Raw genomic sequence first — 21401 nt, forward strand, 5'->3', positions numbered from 1 at the left:
GAACCCCATCATGGATGCGTTTGAACTCCCCGACACTCTGGCTCAGGCTCTTCAGCGTCGCGCCTTGCACACGCCGGATCGGCTGGCGCTGCGTTTTCTCACCGATGAGAAAGACCAGGGCCTGGTGTTGACCTACCGTGATCTGGACCTGCGCGCGCGGACCATCGCTGCTGCGTTGCAACGTCAGGCCGTGCCGGGGGATCGGGCGATTCTGCTGTTCCATAGCGGGCCGGACTATGTCGCGGCGTTCTTCGGCTGCCTGTATGCCGGGGTCATTGCCGTGCCGGCTTATCCGCCGGAATCCAACCGTCGCCATCACCAGGAGCGCCTGCTGTCGATCATCGCCGATGCCGAGCCGCGTCTGCTGCTGACCGGTTCCGATTTGCAGCCGGCCTTGCTGCAGATGGACGAGTTGACCGCCGCCGATGCGCCGCCACTGCTCTGTGTCGACACGTTGCCTGCTGCCCCGGCACGAGACTGGCAGGGCCCGCAGTTGCAGGCCGACGACATCGCATTCCTGCAATACACCTCGGGCTCGACCGCGCTGCCCAAGGGCGTGCAGGTCACGCATGGCAATCTGGTCGCCAACGAGTTACTGATCCGCCACGGCTTCGGCATCGACCTCAACCCGGACGACGTGATTGTCAGCTGGCTGCCGCTGTACCACGACATGGGCCTGATCGGCGGCTTGTTGCAGCCGATTTTCAGTGGTGTCCCGTGCATCCTGATGGCCCCGGCGTACTTCCTTGCCCGGCCATTGCGCTGGCTGGAAGCGATCAGTGAATACGGCGGCACCATCAGCGGCGGGCCTGACTTTGCCTACCAGCTGTGCAGCGCACGGGTCAGCGAGTCGGCGCTGGAGCGTCTGGACCTGAGTCGCTGGCGCGTGGCGTATTCGGGCTCCGAGCCGATTCGCGAAGACAGCCTGAGGGCATTTGCCGAGAAATTCGCCAGTTGCGGCTTCACGCCTGACAGCTTCATGGCGTCCTACGGCCTGGCCGAAGCGACGCTGTATGTGGCCGGTGGCAAGCGCGGCAAGGGTATTCCATCGTTGCGCCTGAATGCGCAGGCGCTGGCGCGCAACGTCGTAGAACCGGGCGACGGTCAGCCGGTCATGAGCTGCGGCACAGGCCAGCCAGGGCATGGCGTACTGATTGCCGACCCGGCCAGCCTGCAGGTGCTCGACGAAAATCAGGTTGGCGAAGTCTGGGCCAGCGGGCCGAGCATCGCCCACGGCTATTGGCGCAACCCTGAGGCCACCGCCAAGGCATTCGTGCAGCATGCCGGGCAGACCTGGCTGCGCACCGGCGACCTGGGTTTTCAGCGTCACGGCGAGCTGTACATTACCGGTCGCTTGAAGGACATGCTGATTGTTCGTGGCCATAACCTGTACCCACAGGACATCGAAAAGCTCATCGAGAGTGAGGTGGATGTCGTGCGCAAAGGCCGTGTGGCGGCGTTTGCCGTCACTCAGGACGGTAACGAAGGCATCGGCATTGCTGCTGAAATCAGTCGCAGCGTGCAGAAAAGCCTCACGCCCGAAGCGTTGATTAAAATCATCCGGCAGACCGTGGCCGAGGCGTTTCAGGAAGCGCCGAGTGTCGTGGTGCTGCTCAATCCGGGCGCGCTGCCCAAGACCTCCAGCGGCAAATTGCAACGCTCGGCCTGCCGCACGCGTCTGGCCGACGGCAGCCTGGACAGCTACGCGGTGTTCCCCGCGAGCGATACCACTCTTTCAGGCTGTGTCCCAAACAGCGGCTCGGACCTGCAAGCGCAGATTGCCACAGTCTGGTGCGAGCAGTTGCAGTGTGAGCAGGTCAGTGCCGACGACCATTTCTTCCTGCTGGGCGGCAACTCGATTATCGCGACTCAGGTGGTGGCCCGCCTGCGCGAAACGCTGGGGATCGACCTGAACCTGCGACTGCTCTTTGAAGCGCCGACGCTGGCGGCCTTCGCGGCGCAGGTCGAAGCGCTGCAGGTCGCCGCCTTGCAAGGCGACAGCCAGACGCAGAGCGCCATCGCCCGATTGCCCGGCAACGAGCATCTGCCACAGTCCATGGCCCAGAACCGCCTGTGGTTCCTCTGGCAGCTCGATCCGCACAGCAGCGCCTACAACATTCCCGGTGGGCTTCACTTGCGCGGTGAACTCGACAGCACTGCATTGCGCACCAGCTTCCAACGCCTGATCGAGCGTCATGAATCGCTGCGTACGCGCTTCTACGAACAGGGTGGCGTGGCCCTGCAACGTATCGACGCGCCCAGTGAATTCCACCTCGACACCCTCGATATCAGCGATCTGCCCAGCACCGAGCGTCAGGCACGGGCCGTGGCAATTCGCGAACAGCAGGCGCGTCTGCCGTTCGATCTGCAACATGGTCCATTGCTGCGCGTCACGTTGTTGCAACTGGACGAAGAAGAGCATCAATTGCTGGTCACGCTGCACCACATCATTGCCGATGGCTGGTCGCTGAATGTGCTGATCGACGAGTTCTCGCGCCTTTATGCCTCGGCCGTTCAGGGCCAGACCCTGGAGCTGACACCGTTACCGCTACGTTATGCCGATTACGGCCAATGGCAGCGCGAATGGCTGGCGAACGGCGAGGCCGAGCGCCAGTTGGCTTACTGGCAGCAGCAACTGGGTGATGAACAACCGGTCCTGACGCTGAACACCGACCATCCACGTTCGGCCCGTCAGCAGCACAGCGCTTCGCGCTACAGCCTGCGCTTGACTGCCGAACTGAGCACCGCCGTGCGCAACACCGCGCAAGCCTGGCAGTCGACGTCGTTCATGTTCCTGCTGGCAGGGTTCCAGACCCTGTTGCATCGTTACAGCGGGCAAGCCGACATTCGCATCGGTGTGCCCGGCGCCAATCGGCCACGCCATGAAACCCAGGGCCTGATCGGCTTCTTCATCAACACCCTGGTGCTGCGCGCAGAGCTGGACCCGCGTCTGCCATTCTCGACCCTGCTGGCCCAGACCCGGCAGGCGGCGCTTGAAGCCCAGGCCCATCAGGACGTGCCGTTCGAGCAACTGGTCGAAGCGTTTCCGCAGGCGCGCGAGCACGGTCTGTTTCAAGTCATGTTCAACCATCAGCAACGCGACCTCGGCGCACTGCGTCGTTTGCCGGGGCTGCTGGCCGAAGAGCTGCCGTGGCACAGCCGCGAGGCCAAGTTCGATCTGCAACTGCACAGCGAGGAGGACCGCAATGGTCGCCTGACGCTGTCTTTCGATTACGCTGACGAACTGTTCGAGCACGACACCATCGTCGCCATGGCTCGGCACTATGTACGGCTGCTGACGCAGATCAGCCAGCAGGCACAGCTCGCGCTGGGTGATGTGCAACTGCTCAGCGCCGAGGAGCAGGAGCAACAGGCGCAATGGAGCGCCGCGCCTTGCGCAGCGGCCGCGTTGTGGTTGCCTGATCTGCTGGACCGCCAGGCGCGGCAGACCCCGGAACGTATTGCGCTGGTGTGGGAGGGTGGCAGCCTCGACTTCGCCGGCCTGCACACGCAGGCCAACCGCCTGGCGCATTACCTGCGCGACAAGGGCGTTGGTCCGGACATCAAGGTGGCGATCGCCGCCGAGCGTTCGCCGCAGCTGTTGATCGGGCTGCTGGCGATCCTCAAGGCGGGCGGGGCGTACGTGCCGCTGGACCCGGACTATCCGATGGATCGACTCGCCTACATGCTCCAGGACAGCGGGGTCGAACTGCTGTTGACCCAGAGCCATCTGCTGGGCGACCTGCCGAGCGCCGAAGGCGTGTGCACGGTCGCGATGGATAGGCTGCACCTGGACAACTGGCCGGTCAGCGCGCCGCGTCTGAACCTGCACGGCGACAACCTGGCGTACGTGATTTATACCTCCGGCTCGACCGGTCAGCCCAAAGGCGTCGGCAACACCCATGCGGCACTGGCCGAACGCCTGCAATGGATGCAGGACACCTACGCGCTGGATGAAAGCGACGTGCTGATGCAGAAGGCACCGATCAGCTTCGACGTCTCGGTGTGGGAGTGCTTCTGGCCACTGATCACCGGCTGCCGTCTGCTGCTGGCAGGCCCTGGTGAACACCGCGACCCGCAGCGCATCGCGCAACTGATCAACGCGTATTCGGTCACCACGCTGCACTTCGTGCCGCCGCTGCTGCAACTGTTCATCGATGAGCCGCTGGCGCAACAGTGCAGCAGCCTGCGTCGGCTGTTCTCTGGCGGCGAAGCATTGCCCGGCGAGCTGCGCAACCGGGTGCTGGAGCAACTGCCCGGCGTACAGTTGCACAACCGCTATGGCCCGACTGAAACCGCGATCAACGTCACCCACTGGCAGTGCCGGATCAGCGACGGCCTGCGTTCGCCGATCGGCCGTCCGCTGGGCAATGTGCTGTGCCGGGTGCTGGACAGCGAACTGAATCCGCTGCCACGCGGGGTGGCCGGTGAGTTGTGCATCGGCGGCATCGGTCTGGCGCGCGGTTATCTGAAGCGTCCCGGGCTGACCGCCGAGCGCTTTGTCGCCGATCCGCTGGGGCGAGCGGGTGAGCGCCTGTACCGCACAGGGGACCTGGTACGCTGGGGCACTGATGGCGCGCTGGAATACCTTGGCCGTCTGGATCAGCAGGTCAAACTGCGCGGTTTTCGCGTCGAACCACAAGAGATCGAAGCCCGCCTGCTGGCCCAGCCAGGCGTAGGCCAGGCAGCCGTGCTGCTGCGCGAAACCGTTGCCGGGCCGCAACTGATCGGTTACTACACCGCCGAAGCAGGGCAGAGCGTCGAGGCCGAGCGGATCAAGTCGGCGCTGGCCCTGGAACTGCCGGATTACATGGTCCCGGCGCAGCTGGTGCGTCTCGACAGCATGCCCCTGAGCCCGAGCGGCAAGCTGGATCGCCGCGCCTTGCCCGAGCCGCAATGGCAGACCCGCGAGCACGTAGAGCCGCAGACGGATCTGCAAAAACAGATCGCCGCTGTCTGGCGACAGGTGCTGGGTGTGCCGCGTGTCGGCCTGCGCGATGATTTCTTCGAACTGGGCGGGCACTCGTTATTGGCCACGCAGATCATTTCCCGCGTGCGGCAGGCGTGCGACATCGACCTGCCGTTGCGGGCGCTGTTCGAAGCCAGCGAGCTGGGCGCGTTTGCCGAACAGGTTGAGTGCATTCAGCAGTCAGGTGCACGCAGCAGCCTGCAGCCGATTGCCCGTGTCGACCGCAGCCAGCCGGTGCCGTTGTCCTATTCCCAGCAGCGCATGTGGTTCCTCTGGCAAATGGAGCCGGACAGCCCGGCCTACAACGTCGGCGGCATGGCGCGCCTGAAAGGCGTGCTGAACATCGAGTGTTTCGAGGCAGCGCTGCAAGCCTTGATTCTGCGCCACGAAACCCTGCGCACCACGTTCCCGAGCGTCAACGGCGTAGCGTGCCAGAAGGTCAGCGAGCAGTCCGGCCTGTGCGTGCAATGGCAGGACTACTCGACATTGCCCGCCGAGCTTCGTCAGCAGCGCATTCAGGCGCTGGCCGACAGTGAGGCGCACCAGCCCTTCGATCTGGAAACCGGACCGTTGCTGCGCGCGTGTCTGGTCAAGTCGAGCGACCTTGAGCATTACTTCGTCCTGACCCTGCACCACATCGTCACCGAAGGCTGGGCGATGGACATTTTCGCCCGCGAACTGGGACAGCTTTACGAGGCCTTCCTCGAAGGACGACCTTCGCCGCTGGAACCGCTGGCAGTGCACTACCTGGATTACAGCGTCTGGCAACGGCAGTGGATGGAAGCCGGTGAACGCCAGCGCCAGCTCGATTACTGGACCGCACAGCTGGGCAACGAGCACCCATTGCTGGAGCTGCCTGCGGACCGACCGCGTCCGCCGGTGCAAAGCCATCAGGGCGAACTGTATCGCTTCGACCTGAACGCCGACCTGGCCGCGAAAGTTCGTGCATTCAATGCCCGCAATGGCCTGACCCTGTTCATGACCATGACCGCCACCCTGGCGGTATTGCTCTACCGCTACAGCGGCCAGAACGACCTGCGCATCGGCGCACCGGTGGCCAACCGTATCCGTCCAGAAAGCGAAGGGCTGATCGGCGCGTTCCTCAATACCCAGGTGCTGCGCGTGCAGCTTGACGGGCAGATGAGCGTCGCCCAGTTGTTCGAACAGGTTCGCCACACGGTGATCGAAGGCCAGTCACATCAGGACCTGCCGTTCGATCATCTGGTCGAAGCCCTGCAACCGCCACGCAGCGCCGCCTACAACCCGCTGTTTCAGGTGATGTGCAACGTGCAGCGCTGGGAATTCCAGCAGAGTCGCGAACTGCCGGGCATGACCGTCGAGTACCTGGTCAACGATGCGCGGGCCACCAAGTTCGACCTCAATCTGGAAGTCACCGAACTGGATCACCGACTGGGTTGCTGCCTGACCTACAGCACCGATCTGTTCGACGAACCGCGCATCGCGCAGATGGCCGAGCACTGGCTGAACCTGCTGCAGGCGCTGCTCGCTGATCCACAACAACGCCTGAGTGAATTGCCGCTGCTGCAGGACACAGAGCGTCAGCAACTGCTCGACAGCCTCGGCGTCGAAGCGGGTGAGCAGCGGCTCGACCAGTGCATTCACAGCCTGTTCGCCGAACAGGCACAACGGCGTGCAGACGCGCCGGCGCTGACCTTCGCCGGGCAAACCCTCAGCTACGCCGAGCTGGACGCCAAGGCCAACCAATTGGCCTGGATGCTCCGCGAGCGCGGCGTCGACCCGCAGGTTCGCGTCGGTCTGGCGCTGCCGCGCTCGCTGGACATGGTCGTCGGCCTGCTGGCGATCCTCAAGGCTGGCGGTGCCTACGTGCCGCTCGACCCGGAATACCCGCTGGAACGCCTGCACTACATGATCGAAGACAGCGGCGTCGGGCTGCTGCTGAGCGATCGTGCCCTGTTTGCCGCATTGGGTGAGTTGCCTGAGGGTGTTGCCCGCTGGTGCCTGGAAGATGATCAGCCATTGCTGGCGTCCTGCCCAACCTGTGAGCTGCCGTTCATCAACCTGCCGCAGCACCAAGCGTACCTGATCTACACCTCCGGATCGACCGGCAAACCCAAAGGCGTGGTGGTGTCCCACGGTGAAATCGCCATGCATTGCCAGGCGGTGATCCGGCGCTTCGACATGCGCCCTGACGACTGCGAGCTGCATTTCTACTCGATTAATTTCGATGCTGCCACCGAGCGCCTGCTGGTGCCCTTGCTCAGCGGTGCACGCGTGGTGCTGCGTGCTCAGGGGCAGTGGGACGCCGAAGAAATCTGCACGCTGATTCGCCAGCAACAGGTCAATATTCTCGGCTTCACGCCCAGCTATGGCAGCCAGTTGGCGCAGTGGCTGGCAACCCAGGGCCAGACCCTGCCGGTGCGCATGTGCATCACCGGCGGCGAAGCGCTGACCGGCGAACACCTGCAACGTATCCGTGCAGTGTTCCAGCCCGAGCTGTTGTTCAATGCTTATGGCCCGACCGAAACCGTGGTCATGCCGCTGGCCAGCCTGGCCCCGCAGCAACTGGAGGAGGGCGAAGCCAGCGTGCCGATCGGTCGCGTGGTCGGCGCAAGGGTGGCTTACATTCTCGACGCCGATCTGGCGCTGGTGCCCCAGGGCGCGAGCGGTGAGCTGTACATCGGCGGAGCGGGCCTGGCGCAGGGCTATCACCAGCGCCCCTGCATGACTGCCGAACGCTTCGTGGCCGATCCATTCGCCAGCAACGGCGGGCGTCTGTACCGAACCGGCGATCTGGTGCGCCAGCGCGCCGACGGTTTGGTGGAATACCTGGGGCGTATCGACCATCAGGTGAAGATTCGCGGCTTCCGCATCGAGCTGGGTGAAATCGAGACCCGTCTGCTGGAGCATGCAGCGATCCGCGAAGCCATTGTGCTGGCGCTGGACACGCCGTCGGGCAAGCAACTGGCGGGCTATCTGGTCAGCGATGTGGCCGGGCAGGGCGACGAGCAGCAGACGCAATTGCGTGAAGCGCTCAAATCGCACCTCAAGGCGCAACTGCCGGACTATATGGTGCCGACCCACCTGATCCTGCTCGACAGCATGCCGCTGACCGCCAACGGCAAACTCGACCGCCGCGCCTTGCCTGCACCAGACCCGGAACTCAATCGTCAACACTACGTAGCGCCCGCCAGTGAGCTGGAACAGCAGTTGGCGGCAATCTGGTGTGCGGTGCTGAACGTGGAAAAAGTCGGCCTCAACGACAACTTCTTTGAACTGGGCGGCGATTCGATCCTGTCGATTCAGGTGGTCAGCCGGGCGCGTCAGTCGGGCATTCATTTCAGCCCGCGTGATCTGTTCCAGCACCAGACCGTACAGACCCTGGCCGCCGTGGCGACCACCCGCGAATTGATTCAGGCCGAGCAGGGCCAGCTTGACGGTGCTTGCGGCCTGACGCCGATTCAGCACTGGTTTTTCGACACGCCTATCCCCGAGCGTCAGCACTGGAACCAGTCGCTGCTGCTGGAGCCGCTCAGCGCCCTGGACCCGAACCTGCTGGAGCAGGCGTTGCGTGCGCTACTCGAACAACACGATGCCCTGCGCCTGAGTTTCACCGAGCACGAGGGTACGTGGCAGGCAGAACACCGCGCAGTGACCGCCGACACCCTGTTGATTCGGGCGCGGGTCACCGATATGGCCGAATGCGCAGCCCTGTACGCCGACACCCAGCGCAGTCTCGATCTGCAAGACGGTCCGCTGCTGCGCGCCTTGCTGGTCGATGGGCCGCAGGGCCGGCAACGGTTGCTGATGGTGATTCATCACCTGGTGATCGATGGCGTGTCGTGGCGTGTGCTGCTCGACGATCTGCAAAACGCTTATCGTCAACTGCGCGACGCGGCGTCTGTGCGCTTTACGGCGAAGACCAGCGCCTTCCGCGACTGGGCCGCGCGTCTGCAGGCCTATGCAGGCAATGAATCGTTACGTGAAGAACTGCAGCTGTGGCAGCGCCAGCTGGGCGGTCCTGCGACGACTCTGCCGTGCCATAACCCGCAGGGCGGTCAGCAGAATCTGCATGCGCAGACGGTCAGCGTGCGACTGGATGCCGAACGTACCCGGCAATTGCTGCAACAGGCGCCGAGTGCCTACCGAACCCAGGTCAACGACCTGCTGCTGACCGCGCTGGCCCAGGTGGTCTGCCGTTGGAGCGGGCAGCCGTCGACGCTGATCCAGCTTGAGGGTCACGGCCGTGAAAACCTGTTCGATGACATCGACCTGACCCGCACGGTGGGCTGGTTCACCAGCGCCTATCCGCTGCGCCTGACGCCAGCGCCGGCTGCCGATTCGGCACCGGGCGACTCGATCAAGGCGATCAAGGAGCAACTGCGTCAGGTGCCGCACAAGGGGCTGGGCTATGGCGTGCTGCGCTACCTGGCCGACAGTGCCAGCAAGGCTGCCATGCAGGCGCTGCCGGTGGCGCCGATCACCTTCAACTACCTCGGCCAGTTCGATCAGAGCTTCGCTGACGACGCGCTGTTCCGTCCGCTGGAAGAGTCGCCAGGCGCGGCCCACGACCCGCAGGCGCCGCTGCCCAACGAACTGAGCATCGACAGTCAGGTGTATGGCGGCGAGTTGTTGCTGCGCTGGACCTTCAGTGCCGAGCGCCATGAACCGGCTGCCATCGAAGCGCTGGCACAGGATTACCTGGCCTGCCTGCAGGCGCTGATTGCCCATTGCCTGGCCGATGGCAGCGGCGGCCTGACGCCGTCGGACTTCCCGCTGGCTGCTCTGGATCAGGCGCAGCTCGACGCGCTGCCGGTTCCGCCAAGCCACATCGAAGACGTCTACCCACTGACCCCGATGCAGGAGGGCATGCTGCTGCACACGCTGCTTGAGCCGGGCACCGGGCTGTATTACATGCAGGACCGCTACCGCATCAACAGCGCGCTCGACCCAGAGCGTTTTGCCCAGGCCTGGCAGGCGGTGATCGCCCGTCATGAAGCGCTGCGCGCCTCGTTCTGCTGGGATATCGGCGAAGCCATGCTGCAGGTCATCCACAAGCCGGGCAGCACGCCAATCGATTATCTGGACTGGCGTGACGTACCGGAGGACCAGCAGGAGCCGCGTCTGCAGGCCTTGCTCAAGTCCGAGCGCGAGGCCGGTTTCAATCTGCTTGATCAGCCGCCGTTCCACCTGCGCCTGATCCGCATCGATGAAGCGCGCTACTGGTTCATGATGAGTAACCACCACATCCTGATCGATGCCTGGTGCCGTTCGCTGCTGATGAACGATTTCTTCGACATCTACACTGCGCTGGGCGATGGCCGCGACGCGCAACTGGCCCCCGCACCGCGCTATCGCGACTACATCGGCTGGTTGCAACGCCGAGGACTGACGCAGGCGCGTGACTGGTGGCGAGATAACCTGCGCGGCTTCGAACGACCGACGCCGATCCCCAGCGACCGGCCGTTCCTGCGTGAACATGCCGGCGACAGCGGTGGCATGGTGGTGGGCGACTGCTACACCCGTCTCGATGAACACGACGGTGCACAGCTGCGCGAACTGGCGCAGCAGCATCAACTGACCGTCAACACCTTCGCCCAGGCGGCGTGGGCGCTGACCCTGCGGCGCATGAGCGGTGAGCGCGACGTGGTGTTCGGCGTTACCGTGGCCGGGCGGCCGGTGGAACTGCCGCAGATGCAGCGCACGGTCGGCTTGTTCATCAATACCATCGCCCTGCGTGTCGGCATGCCGGCTGACGACCAGCGTTGCAGCGTTCGCCAGTGGCTCGGCCAGTTGCTGGACAGCAACATGCAACTGCGCGAGTACGAATACCTGCCGTTGGTGACCATTCAGGAAAACAGCGAGCTGCCCAAGGGCCAGCCACTGTTCGACAGCCTGTTCGTGTTCGAGAACGCGCCGGTCGAGGTCTCGGTGCTGGACCGTGCGCAAAGCCTGAATGCCACCTCGGATTCCGGTCGTACCCACACCAACTACCCGCTGACCGCAGTCTGCTATCCGGGCGATGACTTGGGGCTGCACCTGTCCTACGACCAGCGCTATTTCGACGAATCCACCGTGCAGAGCATGCTCGGTGAGTTCAAGCGCCTGCTGCTGGCGCTGGTCGAAGGCTTTCATGGCGACATGGCCGAACTGGCGCTGGTCAGTGAGCAGGAACGCGCTTTCCTGATCGACGGTTGCAACCAGAGTGACCATGCTTACCCGCTGGATAAAAGCTATGTCGAGCTGTTCGAAGCGCAGGTCGCGGCGCATCCGGAGCGCATTGCGGTCAGTTGCCTGGAGCGCGAGCTCAGCTATGCCGAGCTGAATATCGCCAGCAACCGTCTGGGCCATGCCCTGATCGAGGCCGGTGTCGGGTTCGATCAGCCAGTTGCCTTGCTGGCCGAGCGCGGTGTTGAATTGCTCGGCATGATCATCGGCAGCTTCAAGGCCGGTGCCGGTTACCTGCCGCTGGACCCGGCACTGCCGAACTCGCGTCTGAGCGGCATCATCGGCCAGAGCGCCACACCGCTGCTGGTGTGCAGCGCTGAGTGCCTGGAACAGGGCAGGGCGCTGCTCGAAGCACTGCCCGAAGGGCGCCGACCGCAGTTGCGGGTCTGGGAAGACGTGCAGCAGAGCGATTCCGCGCAGCACGATCCTGGTCGCTACAGCGCGCCGGACAACCTCGCTTATGTAATCTTTACCTCAGGCTCCACCGGGCTGCCGAAGGGCGTGATGGTCGAGCAGCGCGGCATGCTCAATAACCAGTTGAGCAAGGTGCCTTACCTGAGCCTGAGCGACCGCGATGTGATCGCCCAGACCGCCTCGCAGAGTTTCGACATTTCGGTCTGGCAGTTCCTCGCCGCGCCTCTGTTCGGTGCTCGGGTGGACATCGTGCCGAACGACATCGCCCGCGATCCGCAGGCGCTGTTGGCGCATGTTCAGGCACAGCGCATCAGCGTGCTGGAAAGCGTGCCGTCGCTGATCAACGGCCTGCTCGCCGAACCGCAGGCAGCGCTCGACGGCCTGCGCTGGATGCTGCCGACCGGTGAAGCCATGCCGCCGGAACTGGCCAGCCAGTGGCTGCAACGTTACCCGCAGATCGGCCTGGTGAATGCCTATGGTCCGGCTGAATGCTCTGATGACGTGGCGTTCTTCCGGGTCGATGCGCAGTCCACTCGCAGCGCTTATCTGCCGATCGGTTCGCCGACCGACAATAATCGTCTGTACCTGCTCGATGATGCGCTGGACCTCGTGCCGCTGGGTGCGGTTGGTGAGTTGTGTGTGGCCGGTGCCGGTGTCGGTCGTGGTTATGTCGCTGACCCTTCGCGCAGCGTACCGGTGTTCGTACCGCATCCGTTCGGTGCGCCGGGCGAACGTCTGTACCGCACTGGTGACCTGGCGCGGCGCCGCAAGGACGGCGTGCTGGAGTACGTCGGCCGGGTCGATCATCAGGTGAAGATTCGTGGTTATCGCATCGAGCTGGGCGAAATCGAAACCCGTCTGCTGGAGCATCCCGCTATCCGTGAGTCAGTGGTGCTGGACGTCGACGGCCCATTGGGCAAGGTGCTGGCGGCCTACCTGGTGCCGCGCTCCGCGACGCAGGATCATGAGGCCCTGCGTGACGAGGTGAAAGGCCACCTCAAGGCCAGCCTGCCGGACTACATGGTGCCGACGCATCTGGTGCTACTGGAGGCCATGCCGCTGACCCCGAACGGCAAGCTGGACCGCAAGGCCCTGCCGGCGCCGGACGTCAGCCTGGCGCAGCAGGATTACCTGGCACCACAGACGGAAATGGAGCAGCAGCTGGCAACGATCTGGGCTGATGTGCTCAAGGTCGAGCGCGTGGGCATTACCGACAATTTCTTCGAGTTGGGCGGGCACTCGCTGCTCGCGACCCAGGTGGTGACCCGTGCGCAGAAGCGCTTGCAGCGTAACGTGCCGTTGCGGGCAATGTTCGAATTCAACACCGTTCAGGCGTTGGCGCAGCATCTGGAAAGCGTTGGAGGAGCACAGGTCGACGAGCAGAAATTCGACCGTCTGGCGGACTTGATGGCGGAACTGGAAGGGCTCTGATCAGCCTCTCGTCGGAGCGGCGGGGCTGCGGATAAAAAACTCGTTACCGGGTGTAAATCCGCAGCTCGCTGGCGCGTTTTCAAAGGACCGAACACACACCTGAGGCGGCATGCGCCGACGCCCATGCTTCAGGTTATTCAAGACTCGAATTGAGGGTTGCACAGATGTCAGTCGCTACCAGGTTTATCGATGATCAGCCGACACGGGTTGCCCCGGCTGCGGCTGAGATGCTCTACCAGTTCGACGAGTCGCCACTGCTGGCCCGGCAGAGTCGCCAGGAGTCCAACGCACGCAGCTACCCGCGGCGCATACCGCTGGCGCTCAAACGCGCCAAAGGTATTCACGTCGAGGACGTTGAAGGGCGGCGCTTCATCGATTGCCTGGCAGGCGCGGGCACCTTGGCGCTCGGGCATAACCATGCGGTGATTATCGAAGCGATCCAGCAAGTGATCACCGACGAGTTGCCGCTGCACACCCTGGACCTCACCACGCCGGTCAAGGACCAGTTCGTTCAGGACCTGTTCGGCCTGCTGCCACCAGCGCTGGCCGATGACGCGAAGATTCAGTTTTGCGGCCCGACCGGTACCGATGCGGTGGAAGCCGCGTTGAAGCTGGTGCGTACCGCCACCGGACGCAGCACGGTGTTGTCATTTCAGGGGGGTTATCACGGCATGAGCCAGGGCGCGTTGAGCCTGATGGGCAGCCTGGGGCCGAAAAAGCCGCTGGGTGCGTTGCTCGGTACAGGCGTGCAGTTTCTGCCATACCCCTACGATTACCGCTGCCCGTTCGGGCTCGGCGGCGAACAGGGCGTGCGCGCCAACCTGCATTACCTGGAAAACCTGCTCAACGACCCGGAAGCTGGCGTGCAATTGCCCGCGGCGGTCATCCTTGAAGTGGTGCAGGGCGAGGGCGGAGTGATCCCTGCTGATCTGGACTGGCTGCGCGGCGTGCGGCGTATCACCGAAAAGGCCGGCGTGGCGCTGATCGTCGATGAAATCCAGAGTGGTTTCGCGCGCACCGGCAAGATGTTTGCCTTCGAGCATGCCGGAATCATCCCGGACGTGGTGGTCATGTCCAAAGCCATCGGCGGCAGCTTGCCGTTGGCGGTTGTAGTCTATCGTTCCTGGCTGGACACCTGGCTGCCGGGCGCACACGCCGGGACGTTTCGCGGCAACCAGATGGCCATGGCTACCGGTTCTGCCGTAATGCGCTATCTTCAGGAGCACTCTATTTGCGAACACGCGACAGCCATGGGCGCGCGGCTGTCCGGGCATTTGCGTGCCTTGCAGCGTGACTTCCCGCAACTGGGCGATATTCGCGGGCGCGGGCTGATGCTTGGTGTCGAGCTGGTCGACCCGTCCGGTGCATGCGATGCACAGGGTCATCCGCCGGTATTTGCGCGTCTGGCCCCGCTGATCCAGCGTGAATGCCTCAAGCGCGGGCTGATTCTGGAGCTGGGTGGGCGACATGCCAGTGTGGTACGTTTTCTGCCACCGCTGATTATCACCGCCGAGCAGATCGACGAGGTGGCAGAGATCTTCGGTCGCGCGTTGAATGCCGCTGTCGCCCAGGTTTAATTTTTCGACGTAGTGATACGTTCAATCCCTATAGCTGCCATGAATTGGCACGGCAGCCCTGAACACACATGGAGAGCAGCAATGACTTCAGTATTCGATCGGGAAGACATCGTCTTTCAAGTTGTAGTCAACCACGAAGAACAGTATTCCATCTGGCCCGACTACAAGGCGATCCCCAACGGCTGGCGCACCGTGGGCAAAAGCGGCTTCAAGAAAGAATGCCTGGCCTACATCGAAGAAGTCTGGACCGACATGCGCCCCCTGAGCCTGCGCCAGAAAATGGAAGCGCAGACGGCTTGATTGAGCGTTATACATAAGTCCTGTGGGAGCGAGCTTGCTCGCGAAGAGGCCGGTACAGCCTTGACCACCGTGCGACGCTCCGCGTCGTCATGCCGTTCTGGACGCTCCGCGTCCTCTCGCGACCCAGAGCGTCGAGACCTGCATTCCCCACGCCGGAGCGTGCGCAACGATAACTGACTATCGTGCGACGCTCCGCGTCGTCATGCCGTTCTGGACGCTCCGCGTCCTCTTTGCGACGCAGAGCGTCGAGATCTGCCGGAGCGTGAGCAACGATAACCTCACCCCTTGCCAGCCAGCACTCCGATAACCCCCTGAATATCCCCCTGCAACTCCGTCAGCGGATCAGCGCCATCAATCCCCAATACCAGCAACTTGCTGTCTGCCGCTTCAATTGCAGCCTTTACCGGCTCTGGCGGCTGACGATGATCAAGCACCAGCGCCACGTCGTTATCCTTGAGGGTCGCGCTCAGTTTGCTCAATGCCTCGGGCGTCCACTGTTCGTCGGTCAACACCTGAGTGTCGATCAGCTCCAGATTCAGCCCGCTGATCAGGTAGCCGAAGCGGTCTGACAAACTCACCACACTCAAATTGTCTGCACCGGCCAGTGCCGCTTCGCTGCTGGCACTCAGCTTGAGCAATTGCTGCTTGAACGCCGCCAGATTGGCCTCGATCTTCGGCTTCGCACTCGGTGCCAGGCGCACCAGGTCCGCCGCCAGCACATCGGCCATGCGCCCCATATTATTGCTCGCCAGCCACGGCTGACTGTTCAGCCCGTCAGTGCCTTGGCCCGGCTGTACGGCGATGCCTGGCAAGCTGCCGTCCACCGGACGTGCGGCGTCGATCTCGACGATACGAATATTGCTGCGCCGTGCATTGGGGTAGAGCGGGTCATCGGCCCAGATTGAGCGCAAGCCGATCACCGCGTCGGCGTTGGTGGCCAGCCCGCGCAACGCATCGGCACCACGCCCGGTGAAATACGCCGTCTGACGCGAGCCCGGCAGATTGGCCGCAGCAGCGCGTTCCAGCATCACACCACTGTCCTTGAGCAGTATTTCGCCCAGGCCATAGGTGATCGGCAGGCTGGCCAGCACCCGTACCGGTTTTGCGTTGTCGGTTTTGGCGTCGGCGGCATACAGGCTGTTGCTGAACAGGCCGGTCATGGCCAGCGCCAGGGTCAAGGTACGTAATGTAAGCATTTATCCAATATTCCCTTTCAGGCTCGGCAGCGTGCCGCGCGCGATGGCGGCGAGGGCGAAAGCCATGCCCGCCACCAGAATGATTGCCGCGCCGGACGGCACGGGCAGGTCGAAGACGATGGGCAGCAGGATGCCGCACAGGGTGCTGAATGTTGCAATGGCGACCGAAATCCAGAAAAAACCCTTGAGCGACTGACTCAACAGGCGTGCCGCCGCCGCTGGAATCACCAGCAACGCACCGACCAGAATTGCACCAATGACTTTCACCGCAGCGACCGTGATCAGCGTCACCAGAATCACGAACAGGTAATCCAGCGTCTTCACCGCCACGCCGCGCACCGCAGCCAGTTGCGGGTTGAAGCTGGCCAGCATGATGCGGTTGTACAGCGGCAGGCTCAGGCCCATGACCAGCGAACCGACGATCAGCAGCACCAGCAGGTCATTGCCGTTGACGGTCAGTACCGAGCCGAACAGCACGTTTTCCAGGATGTGCACGTTGATCTTGCCAGCCAGCACCAGCAGCAGGCTCGCGCCCAGCGCCAGGGACACCGACAGGAATACGCCGATCAGCGTGTCCGGTGCCAGCCCGGTGCGGTTGCGCAGGTAGTTGAGGACGATACCGAACAGCAGGCAATAGCCGAACAGCGCGCCATAAGGCCCGGTGTACGGCTCACCGAGCAGAATGCCGATGGCCACGCCGGTCAGTGCCGCATGGCCCACCGCTTCAGAGAAGAACGCAAAGCGCTTGACCACGACCAGCGTGCCCAGACCGCCCAGCACCGGGCCGATCAACAGGCCCGCAAGCAGGGCGTTGACCACGAAGCCATAAGCCAGCGCCTCCGGCAGATACCCGGACGAGGCGAGGCCCTGAATGAACAGGCGAAAGGTTTCGTAATCCATTACGCGATCCTCCCGGCGCTGCTATCCATCGTGCGCGGGTGCGCGGAAAACAGCGTCAGCAGGCGTTCCGGGGTCAGCGCGGTGGCGGCCGGCTCGTCGAACAGGATGCGTCGGTTAAGCCCCGTGACCTGATCGGCCAGACGCCTGACGGCATCCAGGTCATGCTCGATCCACAGGACCGTGACTCCGCTTCGGCGCCAGTCGCCCAACAACCGCTCAAACACCTGAATACCCGCCTCATCCAGCGCCGACATCGGCTCATCCAGCACCAGCAATTGCGGGGCAGGAATCAGCCCCTGCGCCAGCAATACGCGCTGCCGTTCGCCACCGGAAAGCGCGCCCATGCGCCGTTTGCGCTTGTCCTGCATCCCGACCCGTTCCAGTGCCTCGCCAATCGCTGCCGCGTAGTGCTTCGACAAGCCCAAAAACGCCGGGCGTCGCTGACACATCGCAGCCATGAAATCGTCGACGGTCATCGGCAGGCCACGGTCGAACTCCAGCACCTGCGGTACATAGCCAATCAGTCCTGGAGCAGCAGGCCACAGCAGGCTTAATTGGCCCTGATGCGGTGTCTGCCCAAGCAGGGTCTTGATCAGCGAGCTTTTGCCACCGCCGTTCGGGCCGACCAGTGCGTGTACGCTGCCGGCGCGCACATTGAAGTGAACCTGATCGAGAATCGTGGTGCGCCCGAGGGTCAGGCTGACCTGATTGAATTCGATGCCCGGACCCTGGCTGGCGATGTCGAGGTGCTGTGCGGCCGTCATGCGCCCGACTCCTGAATGGCCCGTACCACCGTGTCCAGGTTGCCGGCCATCTCCTTTTCGTATTTGTCGGCGGTGTATTCGCCATAGGAAATATGCGACAGCGGGTACAGCTTGACCCCGGATTCACGCTGAATGGTCTCGACGTAGGTGGATGGGAAATCCATCTCCGAGAAGATCACCTTCACGTCCAGTTCGCGCAGTTGGTCGATGGTTTTTTTCAACTGGCTCGGGCTGGGCTCGATGCCATGCGCCGGTTCAACCACGGCGGTGACTTCCAGGCCGAATTCGCGCAGCAGGTAGTCGTAGGCGGCATGCACCGTGGCCACGCGCAGGTCGGCGTTGGGTGCCTTGGTCAGTTTGGCGAGCGCATCGGCGCGCATCTGACGCAGGCGTTTGCCGTAGGCGCGGGCGTTGGCGGTGTAGGTTTTGGCATTGTCCGGGTCCAGCTTACCCAGCTCTCGGGCGATAGTGTTGACCTGCGCAATGGATGCACTGATCGACAGGAAGGTGTGCGGGTTGACCACTTTGCCGGCACCTCGCGCCGCCACCCCGGTGGCCGCCAGCAACGGCACATCGGCATTGGCCTCGATGGTCTTGATGTTCGGCGTTTCACTGGCGGCGATCATGCGGTCGGCAAAGTCGTCGTGGCCGACACCGTTGAGCACGATCACGTCCAGTGAACCGATGCGCTTGATGTCCTCGCCGCGCGGCTCATAGGCATGCGGATTAAAGCCCGCCGGGATCAGCGGCACAACGTCGGCCTTGTCGCCGACAATATTGCTCACGTAGCTGTAGTAAGGGTGCAGGGTAATGCCGATGCGCAGGCGTTTGGCCGGTTCGGCGGCGAAGCTGGACGGCGCCAGCAGGGCGACCATCAGCCCCGTCAGCAGGACGCGCAGCAAGGGACGGCGTTTGAATGAAATAGGCATGGGCAAGCGGTCTTCTTTCAAAGGAGTGCGGAGTTTCAGTGCGGGTGCTGGCGGGTCACGCCAGCATCGAATTGCGCGACGACCTGCTTCCAGCCTGAATCGATCAAGGCCCGGTCACTGAGGTCGCTGACCGCCGCCGGCGAGGCATTGCGGTTGATCCAGATGTCCGGCTGCTCGCCGGAATCGACACGCATCAGAAAGGAACCGGCCACGCTCGGCGTCCGGCTCAGTCCCAGGTAGGACTGCTCGATCATCTGCCAGGCATGATCGCCACGGCTCACCGAACTGGCATCCGTGGCGAACGGCGCAAAGCCTTCGTCGCCGAGTTGCTGCGGGGTGATCGGTGTCTGCTGCTCGCTGGCCAGCAGGCGGATTTCGTCGAGGGTCACGCGCAGGTCGGCGTAAATGCCTTGTTCCGCAGCGCTCAGGTCGCGTCGTGCGTCCAGTTGGTAGATGGCAATGCTGTGCGTTTCCCGGGTATCACGGTGCAGGCTGATCACGCCTGCAGCGCAGCCAAGGATCAACAGGCACAGCACCAGCACATACAGGGTTTCATGCCCGGCGCCTGCCGGACGGACGATGTGTCGGGTCGGTGTGCTCATGGGGCCTGGATATCCGCCTGATCGATTTCCACCACGTGACCGGGACCGGCGTCGAACAGCACGTAGAACTCGGAGGCGGGGCGTTTGAAGGTCACCGTCGAGTCTTCGCCGAGCTTGCCGGGCACCAGAATGGTTTCGTCGTAGCCGATCACGTCCAGGGTCACACCCGGCGCACCACTGCCGTCGGAAAAACCGCCAGTGCAGCGGATCTGCTCGGTGTCGATCTGTTTGCATTCGCACATCGGGTTATGCGCCAGGGCGTTGCCGCTCAGGCCAAGCAGGCACAGGGCACTGACCGTCAGCCAGCGCAGGGAAGGGCGGGCACTCATGGTTGGGCTCCTTGTTTTTTCAGCCACGCCACGGTGCTGGGCGAAGCCTGTTGCAGGGGGATGGAAGTCTGATGCACGGCGCCGTCCCAGCCTTCCATGGTGATCCACAGCTGGGCGTCGGGATCGGTGTTTTGCGCGATCTGCATGAAGGCGCTCATGCGGTAGCCGCCACCGAAGAAAATCACCCCGGCGGTGCGCAGGCTGCGCGGTTTGCCGATGCGCAGATAAGTGGCCTTCACCCGGTCGATGCAGGCGTTGCACAGCGCTGCGTTGAAACTTTTCATGTAGCCCGAAGGGCCGGACAGTCGCGGCGCTTCGTTGCGGTCCTCTGCCAGACGCAGGCTCCACGGGCCGACCTGAATTTCGCCGACCTCGCGCTGGCCGAGGCCCTGATCACCGCGGTCCAGCGCGTTGTCGGAGAAGTACTTGGGCATGAAACCCAGCGGGATCAGCACCAGCAGCACGTTGATGTGGAAGCGCCACTTATGCCAGAAACGGCTCAGTGACGATGCAGGTTGTGCAACAGCGGCGGCCTTGCTCACAGACTGTTCTCCGGGGTGCGGGTCGCCAGCGGCGAGGGCGTGGTGTTTCGTGGGGGTGCAGCGGCCGTTGCCGGGCGGGTTCGGGCTTCACGCTTGAGGGCGTTGAGCGTCGCCAGGGCAGTACGTTTGCTCCAGATCAACAGGCCGCTGAGCACCATCATGCTCAGCAGCAGGCCGAAGAATGCCCAGATCAGCTTGATCCAGATGCCGCCGAAATCGCCGGTGTGCAGGGGGCGCATGGACTCGGTGACGAACTCCAGCTTGTTGCGGTCCGACAGCAGGTGCGATGTGGCAATCTCGCCGCTGTACGGGTTGATTTCGGCGGTCTGGAACATCAATGGATACCAGCTGCGTCCACCCACCTGCATGTTGCTGTAGGCATTGAACGGCGGCGTGATGAAGCTGGCTTCCAGGCCCGGAATCCGCTCCTTGGCGATTTCCACGGCGCGCTCCAGGCTGATGGTTGGCGCAGGACTGCCGTCGGCAGTCAGCGGCACGGCGCTGTGCGGAATGATCGACGCGACCTGGGATTTGCTGGAAATACTGATCTGGTTGTCGCCCAGAATCGCCTGGATCAGAAACCATGTGCCGGTAATGGAAATCACCGCAATGAACCAGATCGACCAGACGCCGCTGAGGCGATGCAGGTCGCCCCAGAAAATCCGTGGACCCTGGCTGAAACGTACGGGTTTGAAAAAGCCGCGCCAGAATTTCTTGTAGACCACCAGACCGGTCACCAGCGACGCCAGCAATGGCAGGCCGAGAATCGACACCAGATACCAGCCCCACGAATAACCGTTGGTAAACGGCACCAGCCACCAGCCGTGCAGCGCGCGGGTGAAGCGGCGGAAGTCGAACGACGGGGTAATGCCCTGAATCACCCCGGTGTAAGGGTTGACGTAAGCCGGGACCGAACGCCCGTCGGGGTAGGTGATGAACACGCTCAAGGCGAAGTAGTCGCCGTCCGGCTGCATGATGGTGCCGACGATCAGGTCCGGTTCGTTGCGTTCGATGGTGGCGCGAATCTGTTCGAAGTTCAGGCGCGGGGCATCGTCGGAAGGGCGGTTGTCACGCATCTCCGGGTTGGCCAGCCACATGATTTCCTTGCTGACCACGGCCAGCGTGCCGGTCACACAGACGATCAGCACGAAGAACCAGATCGGCAGGGCCAGCCAGCTGTGGACGAGAAACCAGATTTTTGAACGGGACTTCTTCGACATGGATAAACAATCTCGATTCGC

11 protein-coding genes are annotated in these 21401 nt (G+C 63.3%); 3 read left to right on the forward strand and 8 right to left on the reverse strand.

Translation table 11 applies throughout. The features are described 5' to 3' along the window. Positions 1-10 precede the first annotated feature (10 nt). The 3 genes from BLR16_RS19005 to BLR16_RS19015 all read left to right on the forward strand — a co-directional run bounded on the left by BLR16_RS19005 (position 11) and on the right by BLR16_RS19015 (position 14898). Positions 11-13021 carry a non-ribosomal peptide synthetase gene (locus tag BLR16_RS19005; protein WP_074808063.1) on the forward strand — a complete coding sequence of 4337 codons (13011 nt, stop codon included), beginning with the start codon at positions 11-13 and terminating at the stop codon, positions 13019-13021. A 164-nt stretch (positions 13022-13185) separates the two neighbouring features. After that, a complete protein-coding gene (locus tag BLR16_RS19010) occupies positions 13186-14598 on the forward strand; it encodes an aspartate aminotransferase family protein (RefSeq protein WP_058415952.1) in 1413 nt (470 codons plus the stop codon). Positions 14599-14679: 81 nt separating this feature from the next. Beyond that, positions 14680-14898 (forward strand): MbtH family protein, encoded by a 219-nt coding sequence (locus BLR16_RS19015; protein ID WP_003304661.1) that lies wholly within the window; start codon positions 14680-14682, stop codon positions 14896-14898. A gap of 278 nt (positions 14899-15176) precedes the next feature. Here the strand turns inward: BLR16_RS19015 and BLR16_RS19020 are convergent, their stop codons facing one another. From BLR16_RS19020 to BLR16_RS19055, 8 genes are read right to left on the reverse strand one after another with little or no spacing between them, the layout of a single operon-like run. Beyond that, positions 15177-16094 (reverse strand): metal ABC transporter substrate-binding protein, encoded by a 918-nt coding sequence (locus BLR16_RS19020; protein WP_074808067.1) that lies wholly within the window; start codon positions 16092-16094, stop codon positions 15177-15179. Further along, positions 16095-16994 (reverse strand): metal ABC transporter permease, encoded by a 900-nt coding sequence (locus BLR16_RS19025; RefSeq protein ID WP_003348835.1) that lies wholly within the window; start codon positions 16992-16994, stop codon positions 16095-16097. Continuing rightward, complete coding sequence (locus BLR16_RS19030) at positions 16994-17758, reverse strand: metal ABC transporter ATP-binding protein (protein WP_074808070.1); 765 nt, start codon at positions 17756-17758, stop codon at positions 16994-16996. The genes BLR16_RS19025 and BLR16_RS19030 overlap by 1 nt, the downstream gene beginning before the upstream one ends. Next, entirely contained in the window at positions 17755-18687 is a 933-nt protein-coding gene (locus BLR16_RS19035) for a metal ABC transporter substrate-binding protein (protein ID WP_003371675.1), read from the reverse strand. Before BLR16_RS19035 ends, BLR16_RS19030 begins: the two co-directional genes overlap by 4 nt. 35 nt (positions 18688-18722) lie before the next feature. Continuing rightward, a complete protein-coding gene (locus BLR16_RS19040; RefSeq protein ID WP_003371677.1) occupies positions 18723-19289 on the reverse strand; it encodes a DUF6162 family protein in 567 nt (188 codons plus the stop codon). Further along, positions 19286-19618, reverse strand: coding sequence for a hypothetical protein (locus tag BLR16_RS19045; RefSeq protein ID WP_003436576.1), 333 nt, complete (start codon positions 19616-19618; stop codon positions 19286-19288). Before BLR16_RS19045 ends, BLR16_RS19040 begins: the two co-directional genes overlap by 4 nt. Further along, positions 19615-20160 carry a hypothetical protein gene (locus BLR16_RS19050; RefSeq protein WP_003436575.1) on the reverse strand — a complete coding sequence of 182 codons (546 nt, stop codon included), beginning with the start codon at positions 20158-20160 and terminating at the stop codon, positions 19615-19617. Before BLR16_RS19050 ends, BLR16_RS19045 begins: the two co-directional genes overlap by 4 nt. Next, positions 20157-21380, reverse strand: a complete 1224-nt coding sequence (locus tag BLR16_RS19055; RefSeq protein ID WP_074808073.1) for a PepSY-associated TM helix domain-containing protein — start codon at positions 21378-21380, stop codon at positions 20157-20159. Before BLR16_RS19055 ends, BLR16_RS19050 begins: the two co-directional genes overlap by 4 nt. Positions 21381-21401 lie beyond the last annotated feature (21 nt).

It is taken from the genome of Pseudomonas sp. BS3767 (genome assembly GCF_900099665.1).
Lineage (GTDB): Bacteria > Pseudomonadota > Gammaproteobacteria > Pseudomonadales > Pseudomonadaceae > Aquipseudomonas > Aquipseudomonas cerasi.